This is a genomic window from Pseudomonas sp. KH_021 (genome assembly GCF_057838865.1).
In genome coordinates this window covers 2,645,647-2,668,618 of sequence record NZ_CM174477.1, presented here as the reverse complement: position 1 = coordinate 2,668,618, position 22,972 = coordinate 2,645,647, and the positions used below count along the sequence as shown (strand labels likewise).

Below are 22,972 nucleotides of genomic sequence, written 5' to 3'. Positions count from 1 at the left end.
ACTTGTACAGCACATAAATCGACAGCACTGCCGCTCAGAGAACTAACTGAACTTGCAGGTGATGAATCATTTTGTACGTCTCGCCTTGATCGAAACTGATTTCAACGTCCAGATCAAACTCCGAACCGATCGACAGTGTTTCCAAGAAAGATTTCGGCAACCACTCGACCAATGCCTCGCCGTACCATTCTTCTTCCGTCACCGGTAGGTGATCCCTTAGCCACAGTGGATCACCCGGGCTTTCTACAGCCGAAATCCTGACAATTTGCCCAATCGCACTAAACACCCAAGGCCCCAATACACATTCAACCTGCTCACCCTCCACGCCAGCGAGCGACAGTTTCCTATCCCCGCTTAGACCCGCCACTTGAAGCCTTGGCCAGTTACCGCCAAACTCTTTGATTTCCAGCGTATAGACTTTAGACTCCTCGGCGGCTTCACCCGGCGGAGTAACGCTGTAATAAACAAGAAAGGTTTTTCCTATATTAGGCGCGACCGCCTCGCGCGGAACACTGAACTCACGTTTGCCACTATTGGGCTTGGGCGGGATAATAATATTGCCGCCTGCTGGGTGCCCCTCCCAATGCAAGAGGACCTCATCATCACTGGCGAATTCCGCTTCATCCGGGACAGTCACGACGACGGTCGCCCCCACATTATCGGGGTACAGATAGCCGCTGTTTTCTCCCTCGGCCGTAGCGCCACGGACTCGCGGTGCTGGAAAATACGGGGGTTTGCGAAGGCGTAATGACAACGGCATCGATGTGCCCGCTCGCTCCTGGCGAGCCCATTGATAAATAAACGATGCTTGTTTGCCGGCATTCGCCATCAGCCAGTGGCTGCCCACCGTAAAACGCAACTGACCACCCGCCAAGGTAGTGGCATCGACAATAAATGATCTCACCTCCTCGGATTGCGCACTGGCGTACAGCATCACGACATCGCCTAATTGAATGCCCGGGTACAGTGGTGCCACCAGCACGATGCCATTGAGGTAGTCGTCGGGGTTCAATGAATCGCCGCTGTGGCCCACAATGGCAATTTCCGGTAGCCAAGTGGCAGGCGGATCACCTAGCCTGAATTGTTGGGTGGGCGAGACGACTTCGCTATCGCCGTAAGCAACGGAGTAGTACAGATCGAAGTAGTCGTAATCCCAGACATGGAAGTCGAGCAGCTGAGTCTTCAGCGGCTGGCCGATATCGGACTCCAGCACTTCAATCGAAAGTCGGCGGGTATCCGGAAAGTTGTCACCCTCGAACCAGCCGACCACCGTCAACACCACCGTTTGCCCTGGTACCATATCCTGATAGGGCGCAATCGATAGGGTTGTCCCGCCTTGAGGTATATCGCTAACACTCAAGAACAGCGCATGGGAGTCTCTGCACTGTGGTAACGCCAGCTCAAGTTTCAGCGCGGAGGGGCGATTGACGTAGAACACCCGACGCAATGACTCTTCCCCCTGCTCTTTCGGCAGACGAGTAATCTCTTTGGCATAAGAATAAAAAGCAACGCCCCCGTCCAACTGTTCGACGTGGGAATGATCGAAATCAAAAAGTTGACCCAACGCGCCGACTTCACTGATGCGGACCAACTGACCATTGACCAGGTCAAGTATTTCGCCTTCGGCGCTGCAGCCTCGAAAGTTCAGGTACACATATTGCCCCGGCTGTATGCCGGGGTAATTAATGTAGGTCGCCAACGGGCCACCGTTCAATGATTCCAAATCAACCGAGTCTTGAGCATCAAGGTCGGGAATATAAGGCATGGGTAATGAATCAGGCATCGCCAGCGCTCCGGCACGTAAACATCCAACTACAGGGTGGTCATAGATGCACACCCGAACAGGCCTCATTTTTACGCGCTTGCCCAGCCGCTGCCTACTCACAGAACTGCTAGGTTCTCAAACGCTGCGGGGCTGATAGTGTTGTGCTTTAAAGCCCCCCTGCTGCGCTGGGCCCACACGAAATATGCCGGGCGCGGCGCAACTTAAAGTGCGAATCGCACGACTCATTACTCAACGAGGTTGTCAACATGACGGCGTCTACTGAAGTGCACTCCACCGCTTTGAATTTCATGAGTTTTGTCAAAGCGGGTGTTGATGCGCGTACCGGCCAATACACCCTATCGATAGAACTGCCCGCGTTTCAATGCAATGACCTGCGCGGGCCAGGCATGACGCCACAGCTCAACTACAGCCCCTTGAATACTCGCGACAGCGGCTATGGCCTGGGTTGGGATTTCAAGCTTTCCCAGTACACCCCTGGCACCCAGATTCTGGCCTTGAGCACCGGCGAAAGCTTCAAGGTCACCAGCGACAGCAGCCAGAATGGCGAACTGTTGATGCAAGAGCAGCGGCTAATCAGCTTTCGCTTCTACAAGGATGCAGACGACGAATACCGAGTCGTACACAAATCCGGTGACGTTGAAATACTCAAGGTTCAGGCATTCGGCGGGTCGTCTGTGGCAATGCCCATCAAATACTATTCCGAGCTGGGGCATTGGGTGGGCTTCGAATATGTGGCCTTCGATAATGCACCCCGGTTGAAGAGCATCTTTGACGCGCAAGGCCAGGTGTTACTGGATATCGACCGCGACATCGACCGGGTGGTGTTTGCCCTTCATCCGGGCAAAGGCGCCAACGGCACGCCCCTCGCTCGCTTCTACATGCACCTGCGTGACACCGAGCGCCAAGTCAGCCGCATCACCTTGCCCACCGAAGAAGGTGCCAGCTGGCGATTCTCCTATCGACCCATCAATGGCATCACCTGCCTTGAAAAAGTCGAGTCCCCCAGTGGCGGCTGGGAAGAAATCTACTACCAGGATGCTGGCCATGCCTTTCCACCCAGCGCCCGGCGTGACCCGCTGCCACGCGTGACCAAACACCTGCACTACCCAGGCGTCGGGCAACCGGAGGTCGATACGCGCTACAGCTATCCCGGTGGTAACAACTTCATCGGCAGTAATTTGACCGAGGCGTGGCGTGAGGATGGCCTGGATAATCTCGCGCGTCATACTGGCAATTACCTATACACCACCGTCGAAGAAGTGGTGAAGACCCTTAAAGGCCCACAAGGGGAGGAGATCGAACAATCGCTCAAACGCACAGAGCGAACCTTCAACCGCTTCCACCTGTTGCTCAAGGAGACTCGACGCCGCGGCAATAACACCGAGGAAATCGAAACTCACTATGAGATCCGCGAAGGCGAGCCCATCGAGCGTCAGGCAAGTACCTTCCAATTACCCCTGCAAGTCATCAAACGCTGGAGATCTGAGGTCGGTGGTCACCAGCGCCTGCGCGAGGAGCATGAAACCACTGAGTACGACACCCACGGCAATATCACCGTTATCACCAAAAGCTCCGGGGTTGTCGAACGCAAGCGCTGGTACCCCGCAGAAGGCGTCGAGGGTGAGTGCCCGGCCGAGGCCAACGGGTTCGTACGTCACTTGCGCGCCCACACCGTGGAACCTGCCTCGGCCCAAGGTGATGCGCCAACGCTGACCACCCATTATCGCTATACCCGCTTTGAGACGCTCTCGGGTTTCAACCACGCGCCGTACTGGGTGGCTCTACAAGACGAAACGCTGCTCCAGGAAAACGAGCAGCCCCTGCAGACCACGCAGCGAAGCTACTTCAACGACCCGCAAGACGCTTTACAACATGGTTTGCCGACTGTGGCGACAACAGCCCTATACGGCATAAAGAACACCGACAAGCACGTCAGCACGGTTGAATACTGTTACACCCTCCACACGGACAACGACACTCACCAGCCGACACGTAAAGTGGAGCAGACCTTTCATGGCTTTGACGGCCAGCAGCAAGGGACCTGGGAGCAACACTCGCTCTGGACCGGGCTGATGCTCGCGCAATTGGACCAGAGCGGCACTGAGACTCACTTTGCCTATGACGCGCTGCAACGTATCACTTGCGAAACCGTGTCTCCCGACACCGACTATGCGGCCAGCGTTCGCTATCAGTACAGCCTGTGCAACACCACTCAACAACGCGCCAGTACTCTGAAAGTCAGTGCGAAAGGGGTCACGACTGAGACCATCCTGGACGGCAAGGGGCGTGTCATCGAAGTTAACCGCGACCATTTGTTCGACGATGACCCAAGGTTGCAACGCACGATTTACACCGCCGAATACAATGAACTCGGTCAGCAAGTCAGCGAAACGCACATTGACCGAATTGATCTATTACCCCTGTCATTGACAACCGAGTTCACCTACAACGATTGGGGTGATCGCACCACCACGTTGAGCCCCGATGGCGTGACCGCCTTTGAGGAACACGACCCCATCGGCAACACCGAACATCGCGGGCGTATTGTGCGCAGCTGGCAACAGGGTAAAGGCCCAAGCGCGTTGAAAACGGCGGTGATTGAAACGCGATTCAATCTGTTCGACGAGCCGCAAAACATCCGGCAATACGCTGGCGATAACACGCTCATCGGTGAGCAGAGCTTCACCTATGATGGCCTGGGCCGCACCCACTCCGAAACGGTCGTTGGCTCACTGACGCGAACCAGCACCTATAAAATGGACCCCTTCGATCGCCGCACCGAAGTCCGCCTGCCCAATGGCGACAAGGTTCTACGAGAATACGCCGCCCACAGCCGCGAAGACCTGCCGGTGGCGATCAGCGTGTGGAACCAACGAGACACCATCCCCATTGCCACGCAACAATTCGACAGCTTGGGCCGGCGCACCCAAATAAAGGTTGGCCCACGCCAAGAGTCATTCGAATACACGGGCAGTGACCTGCAGCCTCGCGCACGCATCACCGCCGCGGGTCAGCGCCTGGACTACACTTACGAACCGCGTTTGACCTCGCTCCCACAAAGTTGCACAAGCGCTGAAGGCCTTGTGAAGTTCGTCTATGACACCACGACCGCCAACATCGTTACCGCCGAAAACAAGCTCGGCAACTATAAGTACACATACAACAATACCCACCAATTGCTCGAGGAAACCTATACCGACATCCAAAAATACGACTGGAAAACCGAATACCGCACTTCGCCCCTGGATCGTTTGCTCACACGCACCGAACCTGGAAATATGGTCACCCAGCACCAGTACGACTTCAGCGGCCGTCTGCGTACCCTCAGCCAGGGTAACGTGGAGGTGGCGTTTGAATATGACACTCTCAGCCGTCTGGCTCGCACTACCACACTCGACCAAAGAGCTAGCAGTACCCTGGTGTGTGAATACACCTACGATGAGAAAAGTCAGGAAATCCAGCGCACCCAGCGACTGGATGACACACCGCTTAGAGTCCTGACACAAACCTGGCAAGCCGATGGCCTGCTTGGAACGCGAAAACTGGAGGTCGGTGATACAACGCTGCTGGCGGAAACATTTTTATATGACGAGCGCAGCCGCTTGGTGGAGCATGCATGCAGTGGCATGCAACTGCCGCGTCACGATCAAGGCCGGCCTATCGAGCGCGTGACCTATACGTTCGACGCGCTGGACAATCTCAAGCGCACAATCACCACTTTTGCCGATGTCGATCCGGGCCATCCTGCCAAGACAGAGCGCACAACGTTCAGCCATGCCACCGATGACCCTTGCCGGATGACCGGTATTAGCTATATGCCCGCACGGCCGACGGGAAACCTGACGTTCGAGTTCGATGCCAACGGCAATCAACTCAACGACGAACAGGGCAATCGCCTGCACTACGATAGCCAAAGCCGCCTTGTGAGCATCGACAGCGCCCACGGCCTGCGCCAGGCGGCCTACGAATATAACGGGCACGACAAACTGATCAGTACCCGTTATGGCAATGAGCCGCCGTCTTTGCGTTTCTATCAGGGTGACACCCTGAGCATGAGCGCCAACGACGAGGGCCAAGTGCACTTCTTGCACCATGGCGATGAACCGATGGCCCAGCAACAGACCGGCAACGGCGCGCATACCTTGTTGCTGATGCCCGATGCCAATCACAGCGTGCGTGCCGAGGGCCAGCAGGGCGCGGTGCGCACCGCCACCTATGGCGCCTATGGTGAACGCACGGTGGATGACGGCTTCCTGTCGCAGTTGGGCTACAACGGCGAACTGTGTGACCCGGCCAGCAACTGGTATCTGCTAGGCAGCGGTTATCGGGCGTTCAACCCGACGCTGATGCGTTTCCACAGCCCCGACAGTCTCTCACCCTTCGATGAAGGCGGGATCAACCCGTGGAGTTATTGCCTGGGTAACCCGATTCTGTGGCGTGATCCCAGTGGGCATTCGGTGGCGGGTGTAGGGCGTGAGCGCAGGAGGGATGAAGATGAGCCGAGTCTCAGTGCCCAAGGTGGGGGCATGGGTGTACTGGGATGGATCGGGATTGCTGTGGGAGTGGTGTTTGCCGCTATTGCGACGTTTGGCGCCTTGACTGCAGTGGCGGGGTTTATCGCTGGTACTACCGCCGCCACGACCGCCGCCTTTAAAGGCACGCTAGTGTGCTGTCTTCGAAATAATTTATCCCTATGGTACGGCCTCAAGTGCCTCGCGAGCTCGTTGGATTTTGCTCAAAATCTCCTCGCCTTTCGCGTTCCAAACGTACCGGGTCGGCTGAGCATTTCTTAGTGCCATGAACGTTGTTATCGAGGATTCCAACTCGCGCACCGAGGCAAAGCTACCGTCTCGTAGATACACCGTGATGTCTCGGAAAAATCGTTCGACCATGTTCATCCAAGAGCTGGACGTCGGTGTGAAGTGCATATGGAAACGCGGGTGCTTCGCCAGCCAGGTTTTCACGGCGGCGTGCTTGTGCGTCGCATAGTTATCGACGATCAGGTGAAGCTGGAGATTCTTGGGGGTCTGCTTGTTGATCTTCTTGAGGAAGGACAACCACTCTTGATGACGGTGTTGACGTTCGATGCTGCTGATCAATTTTCCCTGCAGATAATCCAGCGCAGCGAATAATGTAACCGTGCCGTGGCGGGTGTAATCATGTGATTTCGTCTGGATGTGGCCGATGCCCAGAGGCAATCCAGGCTGCGTGCGTTCCAAGGCCTGCACCTGGCTTTTTTCGTCGCAACACAGCACCAATGCCTTGTCCGGCGGGGCCAGGTAAAGGCCGATAACATCCCAGAATTTCTGTTCGAACTGCGGATCGTTTGAGAGCTTGAAGGTGCGAGTCAGATGAGGCTTCAAGTCATTGGCAGCCCATAACTTATGGACCGTACTCGAAGAAATCCCGACCGCTCTCGCCATACTCCTGCAGCTCCATCGCGACTCGCCAATGCGAGGTTTCGTGACCTGCTCCAAGACGCGGCGGACAGTATCGGCAGGCAGCGACGACTTGCGTCCACGACCTGGTTTATCAATCAATCCGTCGAGCCGGAGCAACTGAAAGCGTTGGCACCAGTTGGTGACTGTCGGGAGAGAAAACCCAGTCAGTCGTGCAATCTCTTCCCGTGTTTCGCCCTGTGCTGCAAGCAGCACAATGCGTGCTCTACGACCTTCACGCTGGGGAATGGTGGCGGAGCGAACGCGCCGGTTCAGTTCGGCCTTTTCTTCGGAGCTAAGCGTAATGTCCAGTGCGCTCACCTGAAGCTCTCCAAGGGGGAAATGACACCTGAAGTGTAGGTGAAAAATTAGAAAAGCTATTTCGCAGACAGCACACTAGCGCTAACACAAGTTCTATCAACGGGTCTATCCGCTGGCGGCAGTATGACGAATAACGCGAAGGTAACAGAAGCCGGTGGTTGGCTCGGGTACTTATCGATGGCAATGTATGGAGGAAATGCTTTATACAACGCGGCGTCCAAGGCAAGTACAGGCATCTTTGCCTCCGTTGAAAGAGCTGGACCGACTCTTGCTGCAATACGCAAAGCAAATAATGGACTTCTTATTCCCAAAGCTGTTTTGGGGAATAGCCCAAAAGCCGCCGTGATGACCAGACCCCCTAGAATGCTGCCAAATAGTTTCAGGAACAACTATATTAATCCAACTGAACTCGGACTGAAGCCCATCGGTCAACGTGTAAACGGCAACTTCACAATGCGCCCTGCTGTTCCCACTAGAGACAATTTTCCAATCTACCGCCTCGGTAAAGAGCGCCATTTATTGACAGGCCATTTACCTCAAAATGGGTTGTGGGAAATTCGCAAAGCGTAGTGTCTGAAACCTTTGAAGCGGCCGGAGCTAGCCCCTCCTGCCGCTTCTTTTTTGAGAGTTCTCTCATATCTCCCCCACTCCCCCCTCCCTAAACTCCCGCCCCACCGAGACACCCGCTGCACCCTCCAACCCTCCGCACCCGCCACCGTCTCGGCTGCCTCTGCATGGCGCTTGCAAACAAGGACTTTGCACCGTGAAAAAATCCCTTATCGCCCTTTCCCTCGGCCTGGCCGCAAGCCTGGCGGGCACTGGCGCTTTCGCCAATACCGGCACCATCAACTTCGAAGGCCGAATCACCGCTTCGACCTGCCCGATCGAAGTCGTCAACCCTGGCGACGGGTCGATCGGCGACCTGGTCAAGATGGGCAGTGTCGATGCCAGCCGTTTTACCGGCGTGGGTCAGGAATACAACGGCAAGGCCTTCGCCCTGCGCGTTAAAGGTGGCTCCAGCTGCACGATCAACCCGACTAGCGAAGCCTCTGTGACGTTCACAGGCCTGGCCCAGGGTGATTACTTTGCTGTTGGCCAAACCGCCGATGCCGCCAAAAACGTGGCCATCTCGCTGCGTGATGTCCAGGGCCTGGCGCTCAAGCCCGGCGTAACGTCCAATGCCTATGAGCTGAACGACAGCGGCGAAACCGACCTGCTGTTCAATGCCTACTACCGCTCTACCGCGCTAGGTGTAACCGCAGGCCCGGCTTCGGCTGACATAGGCTTTCGCGTAGACATCCAGTAACCCCTCTGCCCCCGCTCGGTAATCCCTGGCTGATCGGGGGCAGTTCGTTATTGCCACAGCTCATCCTTAAGGATTTCACCATGCCAGGCCTGATCTCGCGACCAGCCCTTCGTCGGCCGCTGCTTGCCGCCTGCCTCTGTCTGCCCCTGTTGGCCCCCGTGAACACCGCGCAGGCAGCGCTGACATTAAACGCGACCCGCATCGTCTTCGATGCCGAAAAACGCAGCACCTCCATTGTGGTCAACAACCCCAGCAACCGGCCCTTTGCCGTGCAGACCTGGGTCAATACCGTGGCCGATGACACAAGCACCGTCGTGCCTTTTATTCCCTCGCCCCCGCTGTTCCGCCTGGACCCCGGCAAGGAGCAGCAAGTCCAGGTCAACGGCCTGCCCAACAATCTGCCCACCGATCGCGAGTCGTTGTTTTTTTTCAATGTGCAGGAGATCCCCCAGGCCGATGAGCACGCCGACAACGTCCTGAATATCGCCTTGCGTACCCGCATCAAGCTGTTTTATCGCCCCACCCAAATTCAAGGCAGCCCCAGCGCACGGCTTCAAGAGTTGCAATGGACCGCCAGCGAGCAGGCCGGCCACTTGCACCTGCAGGTACACAACCCGACCCCCTTTCATTACACCTTTGCACGGCTGGAGGTCGGCGACACGGCTCGCACCGACAAGCTCAAGCAGGCCCCCATGCTCGAACCCTTCGCCAGCCAGCACCTGACCTTCGAAGGGACAAGCTACCGGCCAGGCCTGCACGTCACCTTCAGCACCATCAATGACTTTGGTGGCACCAGTACACCGCTTAGCGTGCCTGTTCAAGCAGCACCTTGACGTTGCCCGGAACCCAGCATCCATGACCCCGCCCTACCTGCTTCTGCCGTTGCGCCGCCCCTGGTATTGCCGCCGCCTGTTTCACTGCCTGGCCCTGGGCGGTGCCGCCAACTTCGCCGAACTGCCCCTGGCCCAGGCGCAAGCTCGGGTAACCTTTCAAAGCGGCTTCCTACAACAAGACGCTCACCAACCCAGCGATGCTGCCAACCACGCGCTGGAGGCACTGGCACAGGGCCAGAGCCTGGCGGACGGCCTCTATCGCGTGGATATCTCGGTCAACGGATCCGCCAGCTCACCCCGTACATTGGACTTCGCCGCCAACGAGCAAGGCGTACTGGCGCCTTGCCTCTCGGCCGACTTGCTGCAGGCTCTGGGTGTTCGGCTCAGCGCAGCAGCCGACCCCCTGTTACTGGACAACCCTTGTGTCGACCTCAAGGCACTGATCCCAGGTGCGAGCTTTGATTTCAACGCGGCCAACCTGCACCTGGCGATCTCGATTCCCCAGATTGCGGTGCATCGGGAAGTGCTGGGCTACATCGATCCCGAACACTGGGACTACGGCATCAACGCCGCGTTCATCAATTACCAGCTGTCCGCCCAGCAAGGCACCAGCCGTTACTCAGGCAGCCAAAGCAGCGAAGACCTGTACCTCAATGGCGGTTTCAACCTGGGCGCCTGGCGCCTGCGCAGCAGCCAGGCGCTGCGCAGCAACAGTGAAGGCGAGCGCGAATGGTTGCGGGCCTATACCTACGTGCAACGCGACTTGCCCGGCACTCACGCCAACCTCACGCTGGGCGAGACCTTTACCAGCGGCGAAATTATCCGCAGTGTGCCCATCAAGGGCCTGTTGATCGGTTCTGACCTGGGCATGCTGCCCGATTCGCAGCAGGGCTACGCACCGATCATTCGCGGTGTTGCCCAAAGCCGCGCCAAGCTTGAAGTGCTTCGCGACGGCTATCCCATCTATTCCACCTATGTCAGTGCCGGCCCTTATGTCATTGACGACCTGAGCACCATCGGCGGCAGCGGTGAACTGGAAGTGGTGTTGACGGAAGCAGACGGTCAAGTCCGGCGCTTCATTCAACCCTATGCCTCACTCGGCAACCTGCTGCGCGAAGGCAGCTGGCGCTACAGCGCGGCGGTGGGCCGCTACAACGGCGCCGACGAGCTCGACGATCCCCTGCTGTGGCAGGGCACCCTGGCCATGGGCATGGCCTGGAACTCGACACTTTATGGCGGCTTGATGGCCAGCGACTATTATCGCTCCAGCACTCTGGGCGCCGCCCGCGACCTGGGTGAGTTCGGTGCCCTGGCGCTGGACGTCACCTGGGCCCGAAGCGGCATCGATGCCTTCACGCAAGAAAGTGTGAGCGGCTCCAGTTATGCCATCAAATACGGCAAGAGCTTCCAGACCCACACCAACCTTCGCTTTGCTGGCTATCGCTACTCCACCGAAGGCTACCGGGATTTCGACGAAGCCGTACGCCAACGCAGCCATAGCAGCAGTTTTTTTGGCAGCCGCCGCAGCCGCCTGGAGGCTTCGCTGTATCAGAACCTGTCCAGCAAAAGCTCGGTCAGCCTGACCTACTCTCATCAGGATTTCTGGAATAACACCCAGGTCCAGCGCCAGTTCCAGGTCAGTGGCAATACCTATCACCGCGGTGTTTCCTACAGCTTGTTTGCCAACCAGTCATTGAGCAACGAGCGCGGCAATGACCGCCAGATCGGCCTCAGTATTTCGATGCCAATGGAGTTTGGTTCGGCCCGCTCAGCCAGGGCCACCTTCGACCTGCATCATGACGAACAAGGTCACAGCCAACGCGCAAGCTTCAGTGGCAATACCGACACCCAGCAATTGAGCTATCAAGCGTCGTTGAGTCGCAACCAGCAGCAACAGCAAAGCGCTGCGTTTTCGCTGGGTTACCAGACCCACATGGGTAATGTCGGCGGCGGCTACACCTGGGGCAACGGCTATCGCAGCCTGTCGGTCAATGCCACCGGCGCGCTACTGCTTCACGCCGATGGACTGGCGCTGGGGCCGTATCTGGGAGACACCAGCGCTCTGATCGAAGTGCCAGACATCGGCGGCGTGGAGGTTGTCAATGCCACCGGCGCGCGCACCAACGCCCAAGGATATGCGCTGCTTCCTCATTTACAGCCCTACCGCACCAATCACATACAACTGCAGAGCGATCGGCTGGGGCCGGATATCGAAATCGACAACGGCATTGCACAGGTCATCCCGCGTCGCGGGGCGGTGGTCAAGGCTTCCTTTGCGGCGCGCAAAGTCAGCCGCCTGATCCTGACCACCCGCACCGGCAGCGGCCAGGCCGTGCCCTTTGGCGCTCAAGTACGTAATGCGCAGGGAGAAGCACTGGGTGTGATCGGCCAAGGTGGCCAAGTCATGCTCTCTATCGGCGATGCGCCGCAAATGCTGTCTGTTCACTGGGGTGACCATCAATGCAACTTGCCCATTGACCCTGCCAGCATGGAGCAAGATCAAGGCTACCGGCTACAGACCCTCACCTGCCTTTAATTTCGGGGAAGGCAGCTTGCCTGCCACCCCGCCTTCATCCAGGACCCCCGTGTGAAATTCTCCTCCGTACTGTTCCCGACCACTTTACTGCTGGCGTTAATCCATCAAGGTGCATCCGCTAACTGCACTTATTCAGCAGGATCATCCTTTACCGCCGTTCGAGACCTCGGAACCCTCTGGATAGCCCGCGATGCGCGTATCGGTTCAGAGCTTGCGAGCTTCACTCGGGCCTCCACTCGGTCCCAGGAAGGCAATCACATTCTGTGCGCCAGGCCCAACCAGATTCCCCTGACGTTCGAAGCACAAGCCAGCGTTACGCGCCTGTTCGGCAACATCGCCATCAACAACCCGACAGCCAGGGAGGGCAATATCCTGCAGACCAATATTCCCGGCGTTGGCGCCATTGTTGAACTGTGGCGACCGTTTAACGGTCAGTCGTTGGGGTTCACGCCAGTCAACGGCGCCGAAGAGTACCCCAGCGTCCCCTTCAGCGCCCGTACGACCATAGACTGGGCGATCATCCTGCCGATCCATACCGTGGAAAATAGAATCACACTGATCAAGACCGGCGATCTGGCGCCGGGCTCGCATGTGCTCGCAGGCGAGCTGGCAGCAGGCTACCTGACGGGGCTTGGCAAAGCCTGGGGCCTGGAACTGAACGGCACCATCAACCAAGCCCAGTGCAGTTTCAATGGCAACCCCGTGAGTGCCGACCCGGTGCAACTCGGTACGTGGAAAAAAAGCGATTTTCCGGCCCAAGGCAGCGCAACGGCTCCTATACCCTTCACGATCACACTCAGCAACTGTCAGACTGACGCCGATGTTGCCACCGCCTATATTCGACTGGACGGCACCCTGGGCTCCGCCCCCATTGGCAATCGCAACAGTGGCATTTTCAGCTTGACCAGTGACTCTGACGCCAGCGGTGTCGGTATACAGATTCTCAAGAGTGATGGCCTGACACCTGTTGCGCTGGAAAATGATGTGCCGTTGCAAACCATCACCAACGGCACAACCGTTTTGCCCTTCACGGCGCGCTACTATCAAACCGAAGACGAGGTAGGCGCTGGACTGGCCAAAGGCGCGCTGAACTTCACCATAAGCTATCAGTAGAAGGCTCTGAAGGCGCGCCGGTGAAGTGGGATCGACGCGATTTCATGAAGCACCGCAGCGCCTGCATCGCCAGCAAGCTGGGCTCCTACAATGCCTGCGTCGTCGCCTGACTGGAGAGCCAGGATGTGGCTTCAGTTGATCAGAGTGGCTGGGACGCGCTCGAAGGGAAACCAGGAGTTCTTGTCGTCGAAACTTATCCAGACACGAAGATCGAAAGACTGATTGAGCCCCAGCCTTCTGAGCTGCGCTTCAGTGGCTTGCCCAGCCGGGAGCACACCTGTTGTCTGCTGGACCTCTACGTCATCCACTATTCTGATGTTTTCCAAGCCTCGCAGCTCGACCCTCATGACCTGACCTATCGCGATCATCGGCCAAGCCGCCAAGGTAAAGGTGGCCTGGCCGTTAACCAGTCCACTGAGCGGTAGGTTGTTGTTGCCGCTGCGCGGCTGAAATTGAATGATGGGTAGGCCGGTCGGCACCCCCACTTGCAGGTTGAGCTCATCAGACTCCTGCGGCGAACCGGTTATCACGACGTTGTAACTCACCTTCAATGGCCTGTTGATATAAGACGCGACATTGGCGGCGGGAATACGATACTCCCTGCCCCCAGGAGACGTGGGTGTGTCGAACCGCTGTGCGCCGGCCGTACCGGGTATACCCCATTGCACCCACACCTCCTCCCCAGGATAAATCACGGCCGTTTCCGGTATGACCACCGTGGCCCCGTTGCTCGAGGGCACAAGGCTGTTTCCGTTTGCTTGTGGGACCCTGGGGACAGTCAGCCTGCGGGGGATCGGCGTGGCATCGACTTGCAGCTGAATGCGACCGCCATCCTGGCTTTCGTTGCCCGCACGGTCGAATACCCGAAAATGCGCGAAGCGGGTGCCATCGCCTGCATCGCGAATCATCTGCTCGGTAAAGGTTACGGTGATGCCGGCGTCGATATCGGCTTTGTAAAGCGTCTTTTCACCAACCTGCGTCTGACCGTTGAAAGTGGAGCTCCAGAACCAGACAAGCTTGTCGCCAGCCCCCGGCGTTTCGTACAGCGGCCGGATGGGCACGATCAGGTCGCCATGTTCGATCAGGTACTGATCGGTAATGACACCGCCGTCTATCAGCTCCGGCGGGAACGCCAGAACGGCCTGAGCCACCACGTGGGGTGTTTTATCAATCGTGATCTCAATGGTTGAGGAAAACGTCGATTCTTTGTTGTTCCAGTCGATCACTTCATACCGAAGTGGCTGCAGACCCTCGACTAGTTCTTCCAGTGGAATTTCCATGAACCGCTGCTCAGGCGTCACAGGGCCGGGGAAGTTCTTACTGATGGTCACCGTTCGCCAATGGAGTTTGACGACGTCCACCATCTCAGGGTCCGGTGCCGAATTGGGCCATTGCGGCAGTTCGACTCGCAAGGGTGGACTGGGTGGAAGTGTCCTGGCAACCGGTAACAGCTTCACCTGTGTAGCCCCCTCAAGGGGTGGCATAACATCAGACACATCAGGCTCAGGCAGAAGATTGGAAACCTTGCGCCCCAACAGGGCACTTATGGCGTTTGATGCTCTCAAGCAAAGGGAAGTCAACAGAGCTTCAACTCTAGAAGTCGCCATCACATAACCTCACAGATGAGAAAGCGCCGGTATGGCCTGGGCCATACCGGCGCTGATGGTGACGATTGAAGCCTATCTGCTGATTGCTCGCTACTGACAGAACTGACAGCTAGACAGCGGGCAAAAATGCACTACCAGAGGTAACGCAGGCCCACGCTGACGCCAAACGGCTGCTCAAGCTTTTTGCCGTTGCTGTAGTCAATTTCGCTGTGCAGTTGGAAGTTGTTGCCCAACGATGCCGCGACACCCACGCCCACCTCTGCACGCGAGCCGGACAGATCGTTCTCGAACACATTGTTGTTGACCTTGACCTCGTTGTTCTTTGCAAATTCGTGCACCCAGGCTGCACGAACATAGGGCTGGATCGTGCGCCCCTCGCTCAGCGCAAAATTGCGCCCGGCCGTTGCACCCACCTTACCCAGCACTGAATGGGTGGCATCGCCCTTGGCTTCAAGACCATTGTCCAGCTCATAGCTTTCACCACTGATTCGCACGGCGGAAAGCTGGACGGAAGGCTCGACAAAATAGTCTTTTTCCAACTTGATGTGCCGCCCGAACTCTCCCGAGACACCCACTGCGTGGCTGGTGTAGTCGCCCTTCACCTGCTGACCGTCGCTCATGGCAACATCAGCCTTGTTACGGAACTGGTTGACCTTGAGCACGGTATCGGCAAAGTAACCGCTGTCTTCGTCCAGCCAGCTGCCATAGACACCGGCATAGGTACTGCTGACTTCACCGGAGGTACCCAACTTCAAGCTTAAGTCCGATTGGCTGTGACCGGCCATGACACCCAGCAGCCAACCGTTGCCCAGGGGCGCATCGGCACCGAGGGTGAAGCCGTTCTGGGTTTGCTGGTAGGCAACGCCCGAAGACGAGGACACGTTGTACTTGTTGCCATAGGCTCGAATCCAGCCACCGGCCTTTTTGTCATCCCACCGCAACTCCCCCATGCGCGAGCGCAAAGAGGTCAGCTCGCCATACCAGACGGTCGGGGCTGTATTGAATAGCGCCAACACCGACGCGGTGCCTGGGCTGATTTCACCTGTGGAGGCCAAAAACCAATCATTGCCCTCCTTGAGCAGATCGTATGACCAAGCCCCCAGGTCGACACGGCCATTTTGCAGCGCGAAGCTGGCATCGCCGTCCGCAATATGGACGACATGCAAGCGCGTATCGGCCAGCGGATCAGCGCCGCTGCTGGCGATCAGCAACTGGTGATTGCCGGTGGCAGTGCCGCTGACGTCCAGATGATCGACTTGGCCTGCGGCAAAATCGGCATCCATCACAAAGGTTCCGTTACCACTGAGGTTGGCGACCGACAACGTGTAGAACTGCGCAGCGTCCCCAAACTTGACCGAACCGCCGTTCATGTTCAAATCGCCCACCTGGCTGTCGCCCACCAGGTTCCAGCGCCCGCCGCTGTTCACGCCCAGGCTCGCAACGTTTTGAAGCTGGCCTGTGAGGCTTGCATTGTTTTGCAGTACCAGGTCGCCCCGAGCGCCTTGAGCAACCACCACATTGCCGATCAGGTGGCTATTATCGGCCGTCAGCGTGGCGCTGGAGGTGTCGCGGATCTCCAATACGTTGCCATTGCCGCCCACCAGCGTGGTGCCATTGCTGACCAAAATGTCATTGGAAGCCGGCGCAAGAGGCCCGTTGCGCACGGAAATGGCAGCGCCCGCCACGCCCTCAACTTGGGAGCCAGACAGCACCACCTTATTGACCGAGCCTGCCTGGTTGCCCGCAAACAGCAAAATGCCATTGACCCTCCCCTGGACCAGGCTATCGCTGATACTCGCTTGACCACCGGCCAACCTTACGCCACTGCCATTGGCGGCTTGCGCAACAATCTGACTGCCGCTGGCGGTCAAGGTGCTGCCCGCTGCCACCGAAACACCGCGGTCACCACCGGTCACAGAGCTGCCAGTGAGCTGAACAGTGGAGCCTGTCAACACTAGCGCTGCCTCAGTGCTGGTGATGGTGCTGCCGCTAATGTTTGCCTGGCTATTTTGCAGTTGTAGGCCAAAACCGGTCGTCGCATTGACCGTCGAGCCGGTCAGGTTAACAGCCGAATTGGCCGAGCTGATGGCATCGGTTCGAGCACCGTTGGCATTCAAGGTCGCGTTGTTGGTCAACTGATAGGTGTCGACAGTGGTGCTGGCGTTGATATTGACGATTTCGTTATCAATGACCAGTGCAAACGCCTGCTCCGCCATCAGCAACATCGGCGCAAGGGTTAACCAACGCAGGGAATGTGACAGGGGTGTGAGGGAAAACCGGGGCTGTAAGCTTTGCATATGACAGTTCCTTGGTTGCAGGATATTTAGCAACTGGCCTGTAAGCTTCTTCCTACACGCCCAGTGACGGCGCGCAGATTACGCAACTTGAAAACCCTTTCATGTAGGAATTTTCCGATAAAAGCGTCGTATTTACTGAGAGCTGAAGCCGGGCAACGTCATTGCGACACTGCCCGCCAGTGAACATCTACACTGGGGGAAAAACGCACGTACCACCACCGCCCTGGCCGGGCGCCACCATTTCTCGTTTTTTATCGCTCGGGTGATCAACGCCGTTTACCTGAACCACGTACCACGCCTCGCCCCGCCCATATTGCTCGTCGCCATCTATGTAAGCGGGCTTGATATGCTTTTCGTACTCTAAAAACCAGTCCACATGTGTGGTCGCATTGTCAGGTACGCGGATAGCCTCTTGAGCGTCCGCGCCGACAACAGGCGTTGTACCGTCCCTCCTGAACAGATCCCAACACATCACCAACACCGTGTTAATTTTGACATGCTCCGAGAGCGGAACCCTCACCCACACGCCCTTCTCTCCGTTGTATTCGCGCACCGAATTGCAGTTCAAACGCCGAGCGCCGTTATTAGGGTCTATATGAATATCGGGGTAGCTCACTGGGTCCAAAATAATCGGCTTGACGTCCACGTTGATCTGTTTGGTTCGAGAGCGCAGCCGATTGTTAGCATTCGGCGGCATCAGGTCATAATACAAGGGCAACTCTGGATGGTTACCATGTTCAGCAATTACTTTCCACGGGACGGTAAAGGTCAAGATACCTGCTACAGCGTTATTCACCGACTGAAAAGCGAAGAGGTTGTCATTCCAATACAGCCCGATATGGGAGTCCGCGACTATTTCATCAATCAGTTCAATGGTGACCGTCGCAGGCTCATTTTGGTCGGCGGGAACCAGCTCGTCTGTTTCACCGGTAAAGCTTGTGAGGATAGGCAGCTTCAACTGCTCAGAAATCGGGTCCGGGTCTGGATCCCCTGGGTCGACTGGACCGTGAACGGCTAAATCCACCACGATGGGGCGGGTGCCTCCACCCATGGCGTAAGTGCCCCGCAGCACTTGATAACTGACGTCAGTGTCTTGCATATCCGGGCCGTCGAAATCATAGGCAGCCTTCAGCGTTGCCCACGACACTGGCACCTCGAGCGGAAAGCCTTCCCATGCGCCAACCGGCACCGGAAGCAATGGCTCACTGCCCCAGTGTATCTGCAGTAGATCTTCAGGTTGTGAGTTATCAAACATCTGGATCAACACCTTGACCCCATCATTGGCGTCTACGCGGTCGATGAGAAATTGATCTCCATCGGAGGCCAGGTTCACGTCCGGGAGCTGGAAGTTGGTAGCCAAATCTCCCCGTGCCAGCGGGACTGCCTTGGGTAAAGACATTTCGCTGCGGTTGCCGGCCTTATCGACCAATACATAAACGAAATAAAGCAGATTGGATTTGAACGACTCAAAGACTGCTTTCGGTATCGTCACTTGACGATTGGCCGGCACCAGCCCTCCATAATGAGGCGTATCGGGAACGGTGCCGGGAATATGGTCAAAAACGCTGATACCCACAAACACAAACTCTTTTTTCTCATCGACAAAATCAGGAATTTCACATATCACGCCGCTTTCAGCGTCCAGACTTTCATCAGTGATCACGTCCCGATCAATGATCAACTCAGGTACACCGGTCGGGTTACCTGCCCAAGGCGCCGTTCTGTCCAACTGGAGTTTGACGGTCGCCGAATCGGTCGGCAATTGCTGGTTCCAATCTATCACGGTCAGCTTGACTTCAAACTTTCCCTCCCGGCTTCTGACATGCTCTAAGGGTATGTCTCGATCGATGGGAAACACGACACCGTCCGCAGGCGTTGGAACGACTTGCCGGTAAACTTGATCCCAACTCGTTTCACCGACCATTCGCAGATAGATTTCCAGCACATCGTTGAACTCAGGGTCGGGGGCTTGGTTTGTCCATCCAGGAATGGTCAACGTGAGTGCTTGACTGGCCGCGGCACTTGGCACCAGGCCGTCTAAATCTCCCGGTATGGCAGCCTGGATAATGGGGGCCTCTATCGTCGCGCTGGGTTCGTTGAAATGCTGCAGATTGGCGGTTCCGACGGCCCCTCGGACTTTGTCCGAAGGGGGTTGTGAAGTAGCGAATGACATATGAATTCTCCACGAGTTAAGGGCGCCGCAAACTTCACCGCGGCAGATAAACGCATTCGGTCTCTCCCCTTCATTGAATGCGATTTTTCCGACAGCTAATACTCACAGAACTGACAGCTATCGCCTTCGCCCATTGAAGCGTATAACCGAGGGTTTAGGCTTTTTCTCCTCATCCGAGTAGGATTGGTCAACTCCCGACCCAAGGTACGGCCTGAATGTTTATCGGCGTCCTGCTCATCCTCACCTGGCTGATCTTGCTGCTGCGCTACCCGGCCAAGGCACTGCCCGTTTCCATGGCGGCCTTGTTTGGCCTGGGCCTGGTGGCGCTGTGGGTGGTGTGGCTGGACACCCGCGAAACCCGCCAATTGGCCCGCCTTGATCTGCGCCTGATTTACGCCCCGACCAGCGACTACCCGCAACGCTGCCCGGCCGACCGCCCGTTGATGGTGCATTTGAAAAACAACAATGACGTGCCGCTGGTGGAACTGCGCTGGCGCGTCGGCGCCTATGCGCCCGGCGACACCGTCAACCTCGCTGAAAATCTCTACTCCACCCCCCGCTACCGTGGCCCCGGTGAACTGCAAGCCGGTGTCCTGTGGGAAGATTGCCTGCCCATGCCACCCCTGCGTCCTGGCTATCGGCCCGAAACCCTGGAGTTCCGGGCCGAACGCTTGCAAGGCAGCTTCTCGGACTAAGTCCCCTTCTTTATTACCTCTTTATGACCCCGCACAAGGAACGCGCCATGCCTGTCGCCCTCATCACCGGTTGCTCCAGCGGCATTGGCCGCGCCTTGGCGGATGCCTTCAAAGGGGCCGGTTTCGAAGTCTGGGCCACGGCGCGCAAACCCGAGGATGTGGCCACGCTGCAAGCGGCAGGCTTTGTCGCCCATCCGTTGGATGTCAACGATACCCAAGCGCTTGAAACCTTGGCCGAGGCCTTGAACAACTCAAGCGGTGGGCTGGATGTATTGATCAACAATGCCGGTTACGGCGCCATGGGGCCGTTGCTTGATGGTGGCGTGGAAGCCATGCGCCGGCAATTCGAGACCAATGTATTTGCGGTAGTCGGCGTCACCCGCGCCCTGTTCCCGGTGCTGCGCCGCAGCCGTGGGCTGGTGGTCAACATGGGCAGCGTCTCTGGCGTACTCGTCACACCCTTTGCAGGTGCCTACTGCGCCTCAAAGGCGGCCGTGCATGCCTTGAGCGATGCCTTGCGCCTGGAGTTGGCGCCCTTTGGCGTGCGAGTGATGGAGGTGCAACCCGGCGCCATTGATTCAAGCTTTGCCAGCAACGCGGCGCGTGAGGCCGAGCAGTTGATTGACCCACAGTCTGCCTGGTGGCCAATGCGCGACAGCATCCGTGCGCGAGCACGCGCCTCACAGGATTATCCAACCCCAGCGGCAACCTTTGCCAAGGCACTGTTAAAGGCCGCCACCGCACCAAAACCATGCAGAATGTTACGTATCGGCAACGGTAGCCGGGCGTTGCCTTTAATGGCCTGGATACTGCCCAAGTCGTTGCTGGACTGGCTGCTCAAGCGCAGGTTCGGACTGTAATGACTGTAATTGTAGGAGCCGAGCTTGCTCGCGATGAACGCACCGCGGTGTATCAGGCATACCGCGGTGCGTTCATCGCGAGCAAGCTCGGCTCCTACCTGGGCCCAACCTAAACCGTTTTATGACCCATCAGTCGAAGAAATTGTCACAAGCCTCCCCATCGTCTCAATTCTCTCCTACACTCTGTCCTCGCCCGGTCTGCCATTCGGACAATTCGACAGGAAAAAGTCGAAACTTCTGAATACTCGGTAGGTCAGCAATTAGGAAGGCCATCGCGAAGGGATACCCGGGCGCGGTCGTCCCACCCCAACCGTCAGCGCTCGTCAGCCCCCTTTGGCTGCACCGAGCAGCGCTTGTGCGCATGGCACGCGGGGTGCATGGAGAATAACAACAGGTACTTTGTCTTTCGCATTAAATGCACGGGGAGAGAACAATGATCAGTGCCGCTGTAGAAACTCATGGAGCTCATGGAGAGCATTTGAACCACCCGGTCACCGAGTCGGCGCTGCCCGACCTGACCCGAAACGGCAAGGGAATGTCGCCAGAGTCGCACCCGAACCCCAATCGCAAGAAAGTTCTTTTTGTAACCTCCGAAATATCCGATCTGGTCAAGACCGGTGGCCTGGGCGACGTGTCTGCCGCTCTGCCACGGGCCCTGCATCACCTGCATGACGTGCGCGTACTCATCCCCGGCTACCCGCAAGTCATGCACAGCGACAACCCGATCCATATCGTCGGCGAGCTGGGCGGTCACGCCGCCCTGCCTCCGTGCAAGATCGGGCGCATGGACCTTACGGATGGGTTGGTCATCTACGTGTTGATTTGCCCGGAGCTGTTCGAGCGCGAAGGCACGCCCTATGGCGCCAATAATGGACGCGACTGGCCGGACAACCACATCCGCTTTGCCCGCCTGGGCCTGGCGGCGGCCGACATTGCCGCCGGCGAAGGCATGGTCCACTGGAAGCCAGACCTTGTGCATGCCCACGATTGGCCTGCGGGGCTGGTGCCGGCCTATATGCACTGGCGCGGTCTGAAAACACCCACGCTGTTCACCATCCATAACCTGGCCTATCAGGGTGTGGTCAGCCGTGCCTGCTGCCCAGAGCTGGCCATCCCTGACCATGCGCTGCAACAGGAAGGCATGGAATTTTACGGAAAGCTGTCCTTCCTCAAGGCGGGCATGGCCTACTCCAGCCACATCACCACGGTCAGCGCCACCTATGCCAAGGAAATCACCACCCCGGAGTTCGGCTGCGGCCTACAAGGCTTCCTCGGCAGCAAGGCCCAGCAGGGATTGCTCAGCGGCATTCCCAACGGTATCGACGACAGCTGGGATTCGGCCACCGACCCGCATCTGATCTGCCCCTTCAGCCTCAACGACTGGGACGGCAAGGCGGTCAACGCCGAGCACGTACGCCAATTGTTCAAGCTTGAACCCTCGACCGGCCCGCTGTTTGCCGTTGTCTCGCGCCTGGTCTATCAGAAGGGCCTGGACCTGACCCAGGGCGTGGCCGAGTTTATCGTTGCCAACGGCGGCCAGATCGCAATCATCGGCCGTGGCGAACCTGAAGAAGAAAACGCCATGCGCGAGCTGGCGCTGCGCTTCCCTGGCCAGATCGGTGTGCGTATCGGCTTCAATGAAACCGATGCCCGGCGCATGTTCGCTGGCAGTGACTTTTTGCTGATGCCTTCGCGCTATGAGCCTTGCGGCTTGAGCCAGATGTACGCCCAGCGTTACGGCTCGCTTCCGGTCGCGCGCAACACGGGCGGGCTGGCCGACACCATTGAAGACGGCATGACCGGCTTTCTGTTCGACGAATCCACCGTGCAGAGTTACGAACAGGCGCTGGAGCGCGCTTTTTATGTCTATAGCAAGCCGTACCTGCTCAATGCCATGCGCTGCTTGTCCATGACCCAGCCGTTCAACTGGTGCCAGGCGGTCGAACCCTATGCCCGTCTGTATGAGGAGTTGGTGGAGCGCGCAACCGCAAAAACGTATTGATGAGG

Annotated in this window: 14 protein-coding genes; 9 read left to right on the top strand and 5 right to left on the bottom strand. The window is 57.6% G+C overall.

The window, feature by feature from the left end; all coding sequences use genetic code 11:
• Positions 1–34: 34 nt before the first annotated feature.
• Complete coding sequence (locus AC3IX4_RS12390; protein ID WP_489260800.1) at positions 35–1,783, bottom strand: hypothetical protein; 1,749 nt, start codon at positions 1,781–1,783, stop codon at positions 35–37.
• Between the two features lie 248 nt (positions 1,784–2,031).
• Here AC3IX4_RS12390 and AC3IX4_RS12385 point away from each other — a divergent pair, with 248 nt between their 5' ends.
• Complete coding sequence (locus tag AC3IX4_RS12385) at positions 2,032–6,579, top strand: RHS repeat-associated core domain-containing protein (RefSeq protein ID WP_489260799.1); 4,548 nt, start codon at positions 2,032–2,034, stop codon at positions 6,577–6,579.
• On the opposite strand, the gene AC3IX4_RS12380 is transcribed toward AC3IX4_RS12385, so the two are convergent.
• Positions 6,478–7,545, bottom strand: coding sequence for an IS630 family transposase (locus AC3IX4_RS12380; protein WP_489256307.1), 1,068 nt, complete (start codon positions 7,543–7,545; stop codon positions 6,478–6,480). The genes AC3IX4_RS12385 and AC3IX4_RS12380 overlap by 102 nt on opposite strands.
• 123 nt (positions 7,546–7,668) lie before the next feature.
• Here AC3IX4_RS12380 and AC3IX4_RS12375 point away from each other — a divergent pair, with 123 nt between their 5' ends.
• The 5 genes from AC3IX4_RS12375 to AC3IX4_RS12355 all read left to right on the top strand — a co-directional run bounded on the left by AC3IX4_RS12375 (position 7,669) and on the right by AC3IX4_RS12355 (position 13,333).
• A complete protein-coding gene (locus AC3IX4_RS12375; protein ID WP_489260798.1) occupies positions 7,669–8,115 on the top strand; it encodes a hypothetical protein in 447 nt (148 codons plus the stop codon).
• A 193-nt stretch (positions 8,116–8,308) separates the two neighbouring features.
• Complete coding sequence (locus AC3IX4_RS12370; RefSeq protein WP_489260797.1) at positions 8,309–8,851, top strand: fimbrial protein; 543 nt, start codon at positions 8,309–8,311, stop codon at positions 8,849–8,851.
• Between the two features lie 80 nt (positions 8,852–8,931).
• Entirely contained in the window at positions 8,932–9,684 is a 753-nt protein-coding gene (locus AC3IX4_RS12365) for a fimbrial biogenesis chaperone (RefSeq protein WP_489260796.1), read from the top strand.
• A 22-nt stretch (positions 9,685–9,706) separates the two neighbouring features.
• On the top strand, positions 9,707–12,220 hold the full coding sequence (locus AC3IX4_RS12360; RefSeq protein WP_489260795.1) for a fimbria/pilus outer membrane usher protein: 2,514 nt from the start codon (positions 9,707–9,709) through the stop codon (positions 12,218–12,220).
• A 51-nt stretch (positions 12,221–12,271) separates the two neighbouring features.
• Positions 12,272–13,333, top strand: coding sequence for a fimbrial protein (locus AC3IX4_RS12355; RefSeq protein WP_489260794.1), 1,062 nt, complete (start codon positions 12,272–12,274; stop codon positions 13,331–13,333).
• 131 nt (positions 13,334–13,464) lie between these two features.
• Here the strand turns inward: AC3IX4_RS12355 and AC3IX4_RS12350 are convergent, their stop codons facing one another.
• From AC3IX4_RS12350 to AC3IX4_RS12340, 3 genes are all read right to left on the bottom strand, one after another.
• A complete protein-coding gene (locus AC3IX4_RS12350; protein WP_489260793.1) occupies positions 13,465–14,697 on the bottom strand; it encodes a hypothetical protein in 1,233 nt (410 codons plus the stop codon).
• 374 nt (positions 14,698–15,071) lie between these two features.
• On the bottom strand, positions 15,072–17,237 hold the full coding sequence (locus AC3IX4_RS12345) for an autotransporter outer membrane beta-barrel domain-containing protein (RefSeq protein ID WP_489260792.1): 2,166 nt from the start codon (positions 17,235–17,237) through the stop codon (positions 15,072–15,074).
• 187 nt (positions 17,238–17,424) lie between these two features.
• The gene (locus tag AC3IX4_RS12340; protein WP_489260791.1) at positions 17,425–19,410 is read right to left on the bottom strand and encodes a hypothetical protein; all 1,986 of its coding nucleotides are present in this window, start codon (positions 19,408–19,410) and stop codon (positions 17,425–17,427) included.
• Positions 19,411–19,625: 215 nt separating this feature from the next.
• Here AC3IX4_RS12340 and AC3IX4_RS12335 point away from each other — a divergent pair, with 215 nt between their 5' ends.
• The 3 genes from AC3IX4_RS12335 to glgA all read left to right on the top strand — a co-directional run bounded on the left by AC3IX4_RS12335 (position 19,626) and on the right by glgA (position 22,967).
• Positions 19,626–20,105: a multidrug transporter gene (locus AC3IX4_RS12335; RefSeq protein WP_489260790.1), complete on the top strand. Its 480-nt coding sequence runs from the start codon at positions 19,626–19,628 to the stop codon at positions 20,103–20,105.
• A 47-nt stretch (positions 20,106–20,152) separates the two neighbouring features.
• Positions 20,153–20,965, top strand: coding sequence for an SDR family oxidoreductase (locus tag AC3IX4_RS12330; RefSeq protein ID WP_489260789.1), 813 nt, complete (start codon positions 20,153–20,155; stop codon positions 20,963–20,965).
• A 433-nt stretch (positions 20,966–21,398) separates the two neighbouring features.
• Positions 21,399–22,967 carry a glycogen synthase GlgA gene (glgA, locus tag AC3IX4_RS12325; protein WP_489260788.1) on the top strand — a complete coding sequence of 523 codons (1,569 nt, stop codon included), beginning with the start codon at positions 21,399–21,401 and terminating at the stop codon, positions 22,965–22,967.
• The last annotated feature ends 5 nt before the right edge of the window (positions 22,968–22,972 follow it).

Excerpts from the sequence above, each read along its gene's own strand:
- AC3IX4_RS12345 (WP_489260792.1), bottom strand. The coding sequence starts at position 17,237 with ATGCAAAGCTTACAGCCCCGGTTTTCCCTCACACCCCTGTCACATTCC.
- AC3IX4_RS12340 (WP_489260791.1), bottom strand. The coding sequence starts at position 19,410 with ATGTCATTCGCTACTTCACAACCCCCTTCGGACAAAGTCCGAGGGGCC.
- AC3IX4_RS12385 (WP_489260799.1), top strand. The coding sequence starts at position 2,032 with ATGACGGCGTCTACTGAAGTGCACTCCACCGCTTTGAATTTCATGAGT.
- AC3IX4_RS12365 (WP_489260796.1), top strand. The coding sequence starts at position 8,932 with ATGCCAGGCCTGATCTCGCGACCAGCCCTTCGTCGGCCGCTGCTTGCC.
- AC3IX4_RS12360 (WP_489260795.1), top strand. The coding sequence starts at position 9,707 with ATGACCCCGCCCTACCTGCTTCTGCCGTTGCGCCGCCCCTGGTATTGC.
- AC3IX4_RS12390 (WP_489260800.1), bottom strand. The coding sequence starts at position 1,783 with ATGCCTGATTCATTACCCATGCCTTATATTCCCGACCTTGATGCTCAA.
- AC3IX4_RS12350 (WP_489260793.1), bottom strand. The coding sequence starts at position 14,697 with ATGGTGGACGTCGTCAAACTCCATTGGCGAACGGTGACCATCAGTAAG.
- AC3IX4_RS12375 (WP_489260798.1), top strand. The coding sequence starts at position 7,669 with ATGACGAATAACGCGAAGGTAACAGAAGCCGGTGGTTGGCTCGGGTAC.
- glgA (WP_489260788.1), top strand. The coding sequence starts at position 21,399 with ATGATCAGTGCCGCTGTAGAAACTCATGGAGCTCATGGAGAGCATTTG.
- AC3IX4_RS12335 (WP_489260790.1), top strand. The coding sequence starts at position 19,626 with ATGTTTATCGGCGTCCTGCTCATCCTCACCTGGCTGATCTTGCTGCTG.
- AC3IX4_RS12330 (WP_489260789.1), top strand. The coding sequence starts at position 20,153 with ATGCCTGTCGCCCTCATCACCGGTTGCTCCAGCGGCATTGGCCGCGCC.